Genomic DNA, 14090 nt, shown 5'->3' on the forward strand with positions numbered 1-14090 from the left:
CCCAAAATCGGGGAGCACGTCACAAAACCGCTGGAGCGAACTCAAAACTGGATAAAACTTGGGGGCAACGTCAAAAATGCCACCTACCGTAATTATCATATTGCTATTGTGCAGGATATCGCTAACCAACTATAACGTACCGGCGCACGAAGGACTACTTCAAATGAAAAATTTCTTCATAAATCGTTCACTTAAACACCAAACATTTCCAATCTTCACGTTTTGGGAACCCGCTGGAAAAATGTACCCCTACCTTTCGGCCTGCATGAGCACTTGGGGTTCGATACAAAATGCTCAAATAATTATTTTGGACTACAACTCCATCAAAGAGCACACCAAAATAAAATTACCAGATAATACGTTTAAACTTCCTCTGCCGCAGCAAGCTGACATAATTCGAATGGCTGTACTTATAAGTAATCAAGGCGTATGGATGGACGCTGATATGCTTGTCACAGCCAATACCGATGCCGTTTTCGAAGAAGCATTTTCACACGGGATATCTTTGTTCGGAAATCCAGGGAAAAACGCGTTTAACAATTTTATATGCACTTCAAACCCAGATAACGATTTTCTAGGAGGTTGCTTAGATGAGATACTGGATAAAATAAGTAAACCACTTCCAGCACAAATAAAGTGGGATTATGCGGCGGGGCCATTTTATGAGGCAATTAAACGCGACATGCACGGCGAACAGAATGTCGGAATTCTAGATTACAGAGCACATAAATATATCGCAGAAGTTTCATTTGGTCCCGGTTATGGTGTGCAACCGTATAAAGATTTTTGGTTCAGCAATCCCACGTTTGACCCAAATATCTTATCACAGTCTTCTGGACTTATATGTCTTCATAACAGCTGGACTCCACAGGATTTTAAGAAAAAAACATTTAGCGAAATTGTGGCCAGTAACGAACCTCTGGCAAATTGCCTAAAATACTACGCCAACGATTTCTTAACCAAATAAAAGCCAGTGAGTAAGATTCTAGGAATTGGCAACAATCCGAATTCAGATTGCCGAGTTGGCTCAATCTATCGACTACAGCGATACGAGAACTGTAACACAACAATTTAACAGGTTAAGATATTCGAAATTTTATAATTAGGGATTGAAATTTAAAGCTATGATAAAGTATGACACAAAAGGTTCATAATTCGGAAGCCTCTTATGTCATTTTCATTGAAAAGATTTCGCCGTTACCCAGCTAAAGAGCTAGCGACAAATACTGGCATAGTAGGGTCAATAATGGCCAAATTATACAGCGCTGTAGACGTACGTGGCTCACTGTCAAACATTATTGCAGATCCGTGGACAGCAATACGTTGCGTTGTTCGACTCCCATGTATTTACAGTGTAGGCTCACCACCTAAAGTCAGTGTCATTATAGCTACAAGAAATAATGAAAAAACAATCGAATGCGCGATAAAAAGCTTAGTTAATCAGGACTATCGAAATATCGAAATGATAATCGTCGACGATGCAAGTGACGATGGCTCGCTCCAAATTATTCGTTCTTTTGCTAAAACTGACGAAAGGATTAAAATCCTTACAAACAAACAACGTCTCGGAATAGGTGAGAGCCGGAATACCGGACTGAGAGTTGCGACGGGAAAATACATCACATTTCAAGATGGTGATGACTACAGTTTGCCTAGTCGAATCAGCTGCCAAGTTCAAGCATTTCGAAACGAGACGATAAAACTCTGCTTATGTAACTATGTAAGAATAAATGACAGCGGCGAGGTATTAGAATTAAATGATAGACGCGTGATGAAATGCATCATATCAATGATGTTTCCGAGAGAAGATATTATAGATGCAGTCGGCTACTTCCGTAGAACTTCTATAGGAGAAGATTCAGAATATTATGAAAGAATAAAACGTAAATTTGGAAAATCTTCTGAAAAGGTTATATTCAGAACTTTATACAAAGCAAAATTTAATGAGAACTCTAGCTTTTTCTCCAATACTGTAGTGACACAGTTGACGAGCAACAAGATTAAATTTGAGCCTACGAACAAGGCGGTAAGGCATTAATTCTCAACATACCGTCGGAAATAAAGCCCATGACACAGCAAATGACGAATAACAATCTTTCACTTTCACCATCAGAAAATTTCATGTTCTCGATTGTGTCGGCAGTCTATGGTGTCGAAGCCTACATCGACGAGTTTCTAAAATCTGTGTTAGAACAGAGGAATTTTGATGTTTCGCAAATCCAAATCATTTTAGTGGATGACGGGTCTAGAGACGGTAGCGCCAAGAAGATTAGGACGTGGCAAGCTAAATATCCGAGAAACATTTTTTATATTAAACAGAAAAATCAGGGACAGTCAGTCGCGAGAAACCGAGGACTTCGGTTAGTCAAAGGCGAGTGGATAGCGTTTATTGACCCGGACGACACAATCAATGACACTTTCTTTGAAAGCGTCATGGTGGCATTAAGTAAAGACAAGTTGTCCTACTCGATCATTCACGCCAATGTTATTCTATGTGAGGATGGGACAAATAGAAAACAGCGCCACCCGCTCGCGCATCGCTTTGACAACGGCACACGACATTTATCTGTCAAAGATATTAACTATATGCCTTCCTCTGCGACTGTCAGCATGTTTCGTCGCGATTTGCTAACGAATTCAAATATTAAGTATAATAAGAGAATTCGCCCCAATTTCGAAGACGGTGATTTTACAATAAGATATCTAATGCATGTCGGGGACGGTTATGCTATCTATATTTCAGACGCAAAGTATTATTATCGAAAAAGATTAGCAAGTACTTTATCGTCAGTATGGAACAAAACGGAAAAATTTAAAGAACTCTTCGAAAGTGGATATCTTCCGCTTCTTGAAGATTGCCAAAATGGCCCTCGCCACATATCGAAACTGGCCCAAAAACAGGTTATGTATGATTTGTCTTGGTATATCAGGGCATACTGGCGTAAGGCGAAGCCAGCAGTCTTTGCCCAAAGAGATGTAGAGGTTCATTTCTGGGCACTTTTTTTAAAATGTATTGCGAAAATCGACGACGACGTAATTCACGATGTTAAGAGCCATATTTTAAGTGGAGAGCACAAAGCCTGGCTGCTTGGTGTCAAGCATGGGAAAAGTTATAAACACGCTGTGCTTGATCGCTTTGATCGGTACACGGGACAAGCACGCATTAGATCTATTTGTTTCAATTACTCCCCGTTGGTAATCAAAGCAGACAGACAGATTGTGCATCCTACCCACGAAAAAATTGCTTCATTTGAAGTTTTCGGAAAAAAATTCCAAGAGCACGTCGTTTGGGTTTCAACCAAAGGTAAGAGCTTTCTTAGAATAGAAATTGACGATATGCCAGCAAAGGTTTGGGTATCTGGTCGAGGTTATCACGATATACCAACCAAGGAAGCTGTTTGGCAAGGGACAGCTGCACCAGCAAAAAAGCTTCCAAACATAATAAAATGGTCGATAACGATAGCAAGAATGCGGTTAGTAAAAAAACTATACGCTGGCGCTTGGCTAGTAATGGATAGGGATGGCCAAGCAGATGACAATGCCGAACACCTTTACAGATATCTTAAAACAACGCGGCCGGACATAAAGTCTTACTTTGTTCTTAAAAAAAATGCCAATGACTATTCTAGGCTTAAGTCAGAAGGTTTTAAGATGGTTCCGCATGGGTCACTTAGGCACCTCCTTCTGAAGCTTAACGCTAGATTTTTGATTTCATCACACGTTGATCAGTATGTCCTCGGACCTTTCCCTGATAAGTTTTATGCACGTGAGACAGAACATAAAGTAATATTTTTGCAGCATGGTGTGATCCGTGACGATATATCGACTTGGCTAAACACCAAGAGTATTGATTTATTTGTTACTACATCGCCTGAAGAAACGTCCTCTATCGTAGGAAGCGGTACCGGTTATCATTACACGAGCAGAGAAGTGCAAATGGTCGGCCTCGCTAGACATGATCGTTTGATAAAAATGGCGGATGCAAAGGAACGTACCATACTAATTATGCCAACTTGGAGGGAGTGGCTGGTAGGGGGATATGACAACGCAAAGAGCGGCCGCAGAACAAATGAAAATTTCTATAGTTCCAAATACGCTCAAACGTGGAAGTCTCTCCTACATTCTCAGGCATTCAAATCAATCTGCGAGCGCAGCGGCTACAAAGTAGTTTTCTTTCCACACAAAAATATGCAGATTTATACTGAGTGGTTTTCTGCACCAGACTGGATCGAAACACGAACTCATGCAACTGATCCAATCTTACAAAAGCTTTACGCCCGTTCAGCTGTAATGATTACCGACTATTCCTCGGTATTTTTCGAATTCGGAATTCTTGAGCGGCCAGTCATACACTACCAATTTGATTTCGATGAGATGTATGGTGGAAAACACCCGTCAAGACTCGGATATCTAGATTTTAAAAGTGATGGTTTTGGACCAGTTGTGGAGAACGAAAGTAGTTTGTTAAGACAGCTTGAGATATTGCTTCAAAACGAGTGCGCCGTTGATCCAATCTATCTTCAAAGGATGAGGAGTACCCTCCCCCTGAGGGACGGGCTGAATTGCGCACGGACGGTAGCCGCGATCGAAGAGAGATACCCGCATCAACCCGAAATAATTTCCGAGCCGAAACGAAAGATTTCTAACAAGATTTTTACTATTTCGAATTCGGCAAATAACTTCCGACAGAAGACTGTAAAGCGTCATTCTATCCGAGTTGCTATCCTTACGCCATTTGTAAAGGCATTAGGAAACAAGAATGACGTGAAGAAGCTTCACGATAATCCGAGATTGTTTTTTTCCAGACTACGCAATCCGATCTACAGAAGTATAGGCAAAATTTTCTTTCTACGAGAAAAACGATAGTTTGTTACCAACCCGAATACAAAATCTTCCCGATAATTCTAAGCCGTCTGTCGGAAAGCTCGTTAAAAAAACCAGCGGGGTTACTACGGTACTGCAGCGCATCCCGCTCATTCCCCACCCTCGCCACCACCCGTGCAACGATTGGCGTCAACAAATGACGCCAACCGAGAAGGCCATAAGTGCCATAGGGCTTCCACTTTACTCGCCCGGCCGATGACATGCGGGGCATCGTCTGCGGGTCTATGAGTCTGGCTATGGTTTGTTCAAACGTACTTGGGGAGCCATTAGCTGGATTAAAATAAAATGGGTAAAGGATATACGACGCTGCGAAGAGGGCTTCTACGCTGAGGGTTCTGCGACGACGTGGGGTTTGCTGCCTGTCATCCGTTAGTCCCCAGCCAGCATAAAATGGTGCGCCCATGGCCGTGACCTTTCTTCCGCGCATAAGAGCTTCGAAGCCAGCCAGTGAGGAAATGGTATAAACGTGATCTGCGGCATCCAGCGCATCTGGCAGGGAAATTTTTTCCTGCATGATGGTGCAGAGGTGGGCGACGTCATCCGGGTTTGAGACTTCCCGGCGCATTCGGCTGAGCACATCCGGGTGCGGCTTATAGGTTATATCGGCATCTGGGTTTTCCGCCGCGGCTGTTCGCACCAGATCATTATTCGTAAAGGGGCGGTCGCAGCCATAGAGAATGGAGGCGTCTTCCTCCACCTGGCCGATGACCAGCACCTGTTTTTTCAGCGTGCCGGTTTGTACGGGAGGCGCGCTGAGGCTGGCGAGCCGTCCGTTGTATTTCGTGAGGCGCTGTTGGAGTACTGCCTTCATGCCCTCTCTTGTGCGCTGCATGAGGGCTTCATCGCCATCGAAATCATAATGCGCGAGCAGGTGTTCCAGGTCGCTCTGGCCGCGGCTATCGAAAAAAGGTCTTCCCGCATCCAGCGTGAGGGAAAGCGGCACGGAGTAACCGGCGTGGGCTTCCAGCGAGCGAATGAAGCCATCTTCCATATGCCAGATTTGGAGGCCGAGGCGGGCTATGTGCTGCGCGGCGAAAGCTGGCAGGTTATTGCTCCAGACGAAGACGAGCGGCTTTTCCTTCGCTTCCAGAAGCGGCAGCACGTTATTCTCAAAACTGCGCGGCGTGAGCTGGAAGGGCGCGAAGTGGAAGTGCTTATGCGGGAAGAACTCCTGCAGGAAGGGGTGTTTCCAGGCCTTCATGTGAAAGGCAACGACTGTTCCGGCTTCTGCGAGCGCCTGTGTGCGGGCACTCAGAAGATCGCGGGCGGTGTTTTGAGTTTTCGGCATCAATCAGTTTCGGTCGCGGATATTATAGTATGACATGGTGGCTACGCCCCAAGCCATTAAGCAGCCGAGGAACACCAGCGCCACATTCATGACGCGGGAGGGATATTGCGCTAATTGCGACTGCGTGGGCTGGATGAAGGTGGCGAGGTATCGCTGCTGATTAATGGCATCTCTGCGCGCCCTTTCAAGACCGCCGAGGGCAGCGGTGTAGGCCTTTTCAGCGAATTCACGCTCGGTTTCCAGCTGCTCGAAGTTCAGGATGCGTGTGGCGACATCATCGCCCTGCGCGTGACCGGTGGTGCCGCTGCCGAAGCGCTGGCGCTCTTCTTCCAACTGCTTCTCAAGGCTGCTAATACGCGTCGTGATGACACGGATGCGCGGGGAATTCGCCGTCATGCGGGTTTGGGCAGCCGTGAGTTCCGCCTTCAACTGGGTAAGCTGCTGCTCCAGCGAGCCGACGAGCTGGGCCGCGAGCTTTGCCGCTTCGACCGGGTCCGCTTCCTGCGAGATATCGCGGAAGTTTCTTAGTGCCACACGGGCCGCCGACAGCCTTCCTTCCGCCAGCGCCACCTCTTCCTGCGAGGCTTTCAGCACGCCATTGCGCGCTTCCAGCGACAGGTTGTTGATAAGGCGTTCGCTCTCCACGATGATGGCCGAGGTAATGGCCTGTGCGGTTTGCGGATCGAACGCCTTAACCTGAAGGTTGAGGATGGACGAAGTGTGGTCATAATTGACGCTAACCATATCCTTCCAGTATTCCAGCCGATCCTCGATCGGCAGGCCTGGGGCCATGGCATAGAAGAAGTCAGCTCCTCGGCGGGCAAAAGCCTGCTCCAGTTCAACCGTTTCCGACACTGCTTCGATCATGCGTTCGCTGCGGATAAAATCCAGTAGCATGTAGGAATCCGAGCCAGTGGTACTGCCGCCGGTGCTTTGCGTAAACATGCCGAGCAAATCACCACCCGCCTTGCCATCGATGCTGCGCACCGCAAAGGCGGACGAAGAGTGATACTGATCCGCAGCGATGAACGCCATGTAGACGCCCGCCAGCGCCGTCGGAACCGCGACAAAGATGGCAAACCCTGCGGCGATAACGACATGACGAAGCTTGAGGCCGCGCAATTTCTTACGCTTCTGTGGGCTGGCGGTTTGTAGGCCCTCGCGTTCTGGCTTGATATCGAGTTTGAGGAGGTTATCGAACACGGTTAGGTTGGCGCGCTTGGCCGGAACCTTCACCTCTTCCACCCTCTTGTCTGGGCCTTGGCTCTCGACGCTCATTTCTCGCTTTCCTTCATATTGCGGTCATGAACTCGGATCGCATCCTCGACGTCATCGAAATATGTCAGCTTGCCGTTCTCAAGAACAACGCCGGTCTCGCAGTAGTCGCGGATCGTCCCGGTACTGTGGGATACCATTATCACGTCGGAATCCTGCAAGCGATGTTTGAATACGTCGTGGCATTTCTTCTTGAAATTGGCGTCCCCTACAGCTGTTATCTCATCCACCAGGTAATAGTCAAATTTCACACCCATACTGACACCAAAGGCCAGCCTCGCCTTCATGCCCGATGAGTAGGTGCCGACCGGAGCGCGGTAAAAGGCGCCGAGTTCGGCAAACTCATCGACATAGGCAACCAGCTCAGCCGTATCGACACCGTAGATGCGTGCGACAAAGCGGACGTTTTGCTCTCCCGACATGCTGGGCTGAAAACTGCCCTGAAAACCTAGCGGCCAGGAAATCTTGCCGTGACGCACGATCCGGCCGCGATCTAGCTGCAAGGATCCGGCGATCAATTGCAGGAGCGTCGATTTGCCCGCTCCGTTACGGCCAAGCAACCCTACGCTTCGGCCACGATTAATGGCCAGCGACGCATTCTCGATGATCGGCTTCTTGATGCCTTTTGTGCGAACATATTTGGTCGCATGCTCCAGCCTGATCATCGGCTCCTCAACACTGATACGGAGCTGGTGAATAGTACCAGCCCAACGAATATAATCGTGAAGGCGAAAGAGTAGAGATAGAACATATCCATTTCAACCGCACGATATTCTCGGTAAAAACCTTTGCGAAATAGCATCACGACATGCACAAGCGGATTTAGCAGTACGATATCCCGGATCGGCGCAGGCAGGGCATCCGGCAGGAAGAAGACACCGGAAATCAGGAATAGGGGACGGTTGATAATGTTGAATATCTGCTCATAGAGTGGAAAGCGCAGTGCCACGACATTGTTGAAGATACCAACGCCCAGGCCAAGCAAGGTTGCGGCGAAAGCGGCTTCGATAATCGCAGGCCAGTTGAGATTAACCGGCTGAGTGACCGTCATTAGAATTACGCCGAGCACACAGAGGGCGACGACCGAGGTTGTTCCTACCTGCAATATGTATCTGGAAACAATCGTATCGATAGGCGCAACATTTGGGTAGCTCAACAGTGTCCGATTAGATTTGATGGCACCGTTAAGATAGCCAGCCATGGCCTGATAGAACTGGAACGCGAGATAACCCGTAGCGAAGAAGAGCGGGAAGCTCTTGCCCAAAGCTGGTGTATGCGTAACCGCCATAAAAATAAGAGACATAAAGGCAATATGCGCTGCGGGATCAACGATAGCCCAAATATAACCGCCAGGTTTGCTGCCGAAACGCGCCGACATTTCACGAACGAGCAAAGCGGCTACGACACGGATATGGGTTTTCAGATAATACAAATGCCTCTTACCGAAAGCTTCTGCCACAGCGATAGTCTACCAAGAGCTTTACGCACCAATCAACAGCAAAGTGCCAAACGCAGCATCAATCCGCGAAGTTTTTGATCTGATATGCGGTACCAATCGGTCGTCCAACCAGTTGGAGGAAGCGGTCAATATCTACTGCAGGGTGGCGCGATACATAGATTACGTCCCGGCTCTTGATCGGGAAGGTCTGGCCAACGACGAGGCTATCCGGTCGCGTCATGTCCAGACGATAAACGATGGGGAAACGACCATCGCGATTCGAGGTCATACCTTTGTCGCGCAACTGGCGGAAACGTTCACCGCCTAGGAGGTCTGCAACAATCTCTGGCTCTTCATAGCGGAATACGAAGTAACCAGCAGCATTTGAGCGATCCGACGCGCCGCCACCAGCAAGAGCTACAGCTTCGAGAACGTTGAGTTCGTTTGCGCCAAATTCGATACGACTGTTTTTGGAAACCTCACCCAGCACCGTAAAGGTGCGCGGATCTTTGGCGACGAAAATCTGGTCGCCGGGCTCGACGTGAATGTTTTCGACCGGGTTTTCGATGATTGTCTTGAGGAGCGCTGTTCCGGTTTGCCGACCACGAACAAGCGTGACGTAGGATTCATAAGGTTGGGCGCTTGGACCACCTGCCTTGGCAACGACCTCAGCAATCGTTTCACCCGTCAAGCCGAGTGGCACCAAGGCCGGGCGTCCAACAGCGCCAGACACCGTTACATTACGGGAGCTTGTGCCGGTGCTTGTCACCAAGACGTCTGGCTCGACTGCTTTGCCTCTCAGCCCAGCCAGAATGGTTTGACGTACCTGTTCGAGGGTCTTCCCTGCAAATTTCACAGTCCCGACGTAGGGGATAGCTGCGCTACCATCGGGCTGAACAACGACATCGAGCGCTGTCTGCTTGCTCTCGGAGGTCGAGAAGAGCCCATCAGCACCGGCTTCGAAGACAGTGACCTTAAGTTGATCACCTACACCGATCACGACACGCTTCGCGGCACCGCCAATACCAAACCGGCGATGAAGTGTTGTTGTGGAGAAATTGGCAACCATTTGGGCAGATCGGTGGCTGACATCCACAACATCAAAAACCGTCGAGATGGAATCGCCAGCAACCACCGCGGGTTTCCCGGCCTGCGCGTTGATTTGCATCGCGCTTGGGCCTGCACTGGGCAAAGCCTCGCAACCGGCAACACCAGCGCAGGCAACCATCACCACGCTGCGGAAAGTTTTCGGACCCAACAAACGACGCAAATCCTATTCCCCGATACCCGACACAAGCTGCTTACTCTTAACAATCGGAGCAACGAGCCCCGTCTTAGACGAATGCACGTTTTACTCTCAACAGCTTCTTAATGAAGAACAAAAAAGACGCCCAACTGTACACAGAAAATTCTTTATCAATCACTGTGCCAAACTTATCACGCACAGGTTTCATTCCTCTGTGTAAACTTTTTGTAGGGCTTTTCACGAGGAGGAACTTCACAGTCGGCGCCTGGAGCGTTAACAGCGTTCAAAAGCAACTTCTGAGCGATAGCGTAGGCTCCAGCGTTTGTGCCGACCCGCGAGTAAAAATTTCCTCTGACGTGGATGGCATGGGCAAGCAGTTTAAAGAAACTCGCGGTCAATACATCATCTGGTCTTTCGGGCGCCATCCAGAACGTGTCCAAATTCCCCTGATGTGTCATGCCCAAAACATCATAAATCGCACAACCGAGAACCTTTGCGGGCACGCCAAATCGAAGGCCTGGGAGAACGGCAGTGGAATTCACCGTTACCATCCCTCGGCAGCGGCGCGTCAGAACGTTGAGATCGCCGCCATCAACAAAATAAACCCGCCCTTCTAAGCCCAGAAAACCTACCAGACTTTCGATGTCTCGCTGCCAATCGATCAGCCCGTTATCGAGGGGATGAAGTTTGACGACTAGCGCGGTGTCTGGTGAGGAATGCTCTGCAAATGACCTCAAAATCTCTTCAATCGCCTCGGCCTGGCGACAATACGGCGAATGAGAACGCAGCTGATAATCCGTTTCAAGCTGAAGCGGATACACAAAGAATGGCTGCCCCGAAATTATGAGCGCGTTGATCGTGGCATTCGCTTTTTTCAGGTTCCGTCTCGAATTCGACAGACGCATTATCCACCCGGCATACTCCACAAGAGGATGGAAAAGTGCGTGGCGGCGATAGCGCGGAAACAGCGGCTTAAGAAAGACATTGGGAATATTGTATGAAAGATCGAGCAACGCCTCCATTAGAAAGCTCTGCTTATAAACCGGTTCCATAGAAGGGGTCGCGAGAGACGCGGCTGCACTTCGTATCTGCTCAGGATCATTCGGGAAACGGGAGTTTGAAGACATGCCGTCCCGCTCCACGGTGATCCAGTCCGGACGTAAATATCCCATTTCGATGACCGTGACCGCAATACCGTGCGCTTTGGCCAAGTCCACGGCAACGCGGTGGTAAGGGCGCTCCTCTCCCAGAAGAAGGAGGTCGGTTACGTGGCGGGAAATCAGAAGCCCCTCAATGTATACTGGCCAATCCGAAAAGCGACCATGATAATTCAAGCCACCGCGGCGACGCCAAAACAGCCAGTCGCCTGCATTGAGGTTGACCCTCAAACACGTATGGCCAGCGGCCTCCAGGTGGGCTGCAATCTTGTAAAACAGCGAAGAAGACGGCCCCTGTAGAAAGAGAAAAACGCGATGCGCCGCCGGTGCGGCGACGGGGCTCATGCAAAGCGCTCCTTATAAAGTTTTGCATGAAGCAGTATCGTCTCGAACAGGTTCCATGGGGCCTCTTCCCGCGCGTGAACCTGTAGCGGGGCATGCGGCTTGGCAGTGCCGAGCGGGACAACAAAGTAGTCTGTGCGGGGATCTGGAAATGGATCGGCATATGACTTGAGCAATGGCGCATGATCGCCGTAAAATGCCAACCACACGGGCCGCCCTGATTTATCCAGCGCATCGATCAATGTTGCGAGCGCAGCGTCGGCTTTTTGCAGCAGCTCCCGATAAATTTCGACCGGCTCCGTCAAGCCCTCGGTACGACCAGCCTCCCAAGGGCCGTGATTGGCCATGGATGCAACAAAGACGAAGGACGGTTTGTTTGCGCCCACCTTCTCAATGATTCCCAACGCCTTTTCAGTCAGATCAGCATCCGAGACATAAGGGTTGGCCGCAGTCGGCTGATGCTCAAATTCGTCCAGCATGGTCATGTGCTCAAAACCGAGCAACGGAAGCGCCTTGTGACGCATGAAGAAAGTGCGATCATATGGGTGAACGAAGTGCGTGTGCCAACCATTCCGCAGCAATTTGTTGGGCCAGACGATCTCAGAATAATGCCCCGCGCGCAGATAAGGATAAGACGCATCCACATGCACCTCATCCGGCTTCAACCCACTAAGAACCGCAAATTCAGTGCGCAATGTGTATCCGCCTTCAAACACATTTGTCAGGCGTCCCCATTGAACAGCGTTCTGCTTCAACCGGTCGATGGTCGGCAAATGCAGGGCGTTGTCGCCCATATGGCGAAGGTCGTAAAAGGACTCAGACTGCCAGACAACGATCAACGGCGCATCGTTGTCTTCGCCGTCGATCAAGTCATGGATCGCGCGGTGGAGCCCGTGAGTGATCTCATTCACCACATGGTCACGGTTTTTGCCAAGCCAAACCAGGAAATGAAGCGTGACAGAGGTGAATGTCCCAAACCTGACGGTGTTGGGCCTGACCTTCAGCGTCTTCAAAAGACGCTCTGAAAGCCTCGCGACAAACTGGTTGATGGGCTTCACAAAAATACAGGCAATGGGCGTTAGGAACGCCGCAAGCCCGAGCAATATCCAGAGCGGTTCAGCATTTTGCGGGAGAATATGCGGCTCGACGACCATGTAAAGGGCCGATACCCCAAACACGTAGGACAGGGCCAGTACCCAGAAGAGAATGTTGAATTTTGTCGCGTAAAAAATCGTCTTGTATTTGAAGACATCGACGACCAGCGCTATGTCGGAAAACAGCAATGGCTCACGGATGAATATAAACTTCACGCGCGATATTGCAGTAAATATCACAAAAAAGCTCGCGGTCGCCTGCGCGGCATACATAGATCGCCACGAAATGACGAAGAAAAAGAGAAATACAAATGCAATGACAGGGATGCGTGCGCTATATTCCACGAGTGCTCGCGCAACACTTCGCGGCTGAGCGTATTTTTCACGAGCTTCTTTCGGAAGCGCAAACATATCCGTCGCATACACGAAAACTGTTGTCAGCAGAAAACACAGAAGTGTCAGCTCGACAGGATAGTCGTGGAGCATAAAAGCGTTTGGCATCCAGTTTTAATATCGTGTGCGTCGAAACATGCAACTACAGAAAGTAATTGGCTTTTCGTTTTCATGCCAAGCCAATGCGATCGCGCATAGACAAAACTCTAATTTAGCGTCGTACTTTCTTGTAAATAAAAGGTTTTATGAATGGCCCCAACCAAGCAAGAGCTTCAAGCTCCCAGCCAAAGTGCACCTGTTTTTTTCGGCGGCGTATTCCATTGAACACACCTTCAGCAACTTTTTCCACAGGCCAGGCTTTGTGAGAGCCCATGAGAGCTTGTGCCGCAACCGGTCGTTTAGGGAGTTCGACAGCAAGCTGTGGTGTCAGCGTATCGGGCGGAAAGCTGATGCCGACGTGGACGTCTTGCCCCACCTCGCTGCGAAGGCTTTCCGCAAAAGACGCCAGCGCGGCTTTAGAGGCGCAATAGGCGGTGTAACCTGGAATACCGATAAGCGCGGCACCAGACGCGATCATCATGATACTACCGTTACCTCGCGTTTTCATCAGCGGATAGACAGCCCGGACAGCATTTACGGTGCCCAAAAAATTCGTTTCAAATTGCTCGTTGAATTGAGCTTCAGTGAGTTCGTTAAACAACGCTGGCTCAACGATGCCGGCAGACGTGACCAGCACATCGCAATCTCCGAACTTTTCCATGCACGTTCGGATCGCATTATCGATTGCGATGGCATCTTTGACATCTGCACAGACGGCTTGCGTATGCGCACTATTGTCCAGCGCCTTGAGAGCGTCTCTGAGACGATCCGGATTTCGGGCAATGATCGAAACCTTGTGTCCCTCTGCCACGGCCAATCGGGCCACGGCCAGACCAATACCACTCGACCCCCCGGTGATGATGACGTGCATGGC

At 49.4% G+C, this 14090-nt stretch carries 11 protein-coding genes; 3 read left to right on the plus strand and 8 right to left on the minus strand.

The features are described from left to right. Nucleotides 1-163: 163 nt before the first annotated feature. From ABUK73_RS21000 to ABUK73_RS21010, 3 genes are all read left to right on the plus strand, one after another. The gene (locus ABUK73_RS21000) at nt 164-967 is read left to right on the plus strand and encodes a glycosyltransferase (protein WP_353578972.1); all 804 of its coding nucleotides are present in this window, start codon (nt 164-166) and stop codon (nt 965-967) included. Between the two features lie 201 nt (nt 968-1168). Then, nucleotides 1169-2038, plus strand: a complete 870-nt coding sequence (locus ABUK73_RS21005; RefSeq protein WP_353578973.1) for a glycosyltransferase family 2 protein — start codon at nt 1169-1171, stop codon at nt 2036-2038. Between the two features lie 29 nt (nt 2039-2067). Next, entirely contained in the window at nt 2068-4866 is a 2799-nt protein-coding gene (locus tag ABUK73_RS21010) for a bifunctional glycosyltransferase/CDP-glycerol:glycerophosphate glycerophosphotransferase (protein WP_353578974.1), read from the plus strand. 4 nt (nt 4867-4870) lie between these two features. On the opposite strand, the gene ABUK73_RS21015 is transcribed toward ABUK73_RS21010, so the two are convergent. The 8 genes from ABUK73_RS21015 to ABUK73_RS21050 form a co-directional block, all read right to left on the minus strand. Then, on the minus strand, nt 4871-6085 hold the full coding sequence (locus ABUK73_RS21015) for a capsular polysaccharide export protein, LipB/KpsS family (protein ID WP_353578975.1): 1215 nt from the start codon (nt 6083-6085) through the stop codon (nt 4871-4873). Between the two features lie 90 nt (nt 6086-6175). Next, the gene (locus ABUK73_RS21020; protein ID WP_353578976.1) at nt 6176-7450 is read right to left on the minus strand and encodes an RkpR, polysaccharide export protein; all 1275 of its coding nucleotides are present in this window, start codon (nt 7448-7450) and stop codon (nt 6176-6178) included. Continuing rightward, on the minus strand, nt 7447-8112 hold the full coding sequence (locus ABUK73_RS21025; RefSeq protein ID WP_353578977.1) for an ABC transporter ATP-binding protein: 666 nt from the start codon (nt 8110-8112) through the stop codon (nt 7447-7449). Before ABUK73_RS21025 ends, ABUK73_RS21020 begins: the two co-directional genes overlap by 4 nt. After that, entirely contained in the window at nt 8109-8879 is a 771-nt protein-coding gene (locus tag ABUK73_RS21030; RefSeq protein ID WP_353579029.1) for an ABC transporter permease, read from the minus strand. Before ABUK73_RS21030 ends, ABUK73_RS21025 begins: the two co-directional genes overlap by 4 nt. An 85-nt stretch (nt 8880-8964) precedes the next feature. After that, nucleotides 8965-10113, minus strand: coding sequence for a polysaccharide biosynthesis/export family protein (locus tag ABUK73_RS21035; protein WP_454892404.1), 1149 nt, complete (start codon nt 10111-10113; stop codon nt 8965-8967). Nucleotides 10114-10322: 209 nt separating this feature from the next. Beyond that, nucleotides 10323-11633: a capsule biosynthesis protein gene (locus ABUK73_RS21040; protein WP_353578979.1), complete on the minus strand. Its 1311-nt coding sequence runs from the start codon at nt 11631-11633 to the stop codon at nt 10323-10325. Next, nucleotides 11630-13210: an LTA synthase family protein gene (locus ABUK73_RS21045; RefSeq protein ID WP_353578980.1), complete on the minus strand. Its 1581-nt coding sequence runs from the start codon at nt 13208-13210 to the stop codon at nt 11630-11632. The genes ABUK73_RS21040 and ABUK73_RS21045 overlap by 4 nt, the downstream gene beginning before the upstream one ends. A 118-nt stretch (nt 13211-13328) precedes the next feature. Then, a complete protein-coding gene (locus ABUK73_RS21050) occupies nt 13329-14087 on the minus strand; it encodes an SDR family oxidoreductase (RefSeq protein WP_353578981.1) in 759 nt (252 codons plus the stop codon). Nucleotides 14088-14090: the final 3 nt, after the last annotated feature.

Origin of the sequence: Agrobacterium vacciniicorymbosi, from assembly GCF_040427045.1 — a bacterium.
Taxonomy (GTDB): Bacteria; Pseudomonadota; Alphaproteobacteria; order Rhizobiales; family Rhizobiaceae; genus Agrobacterium.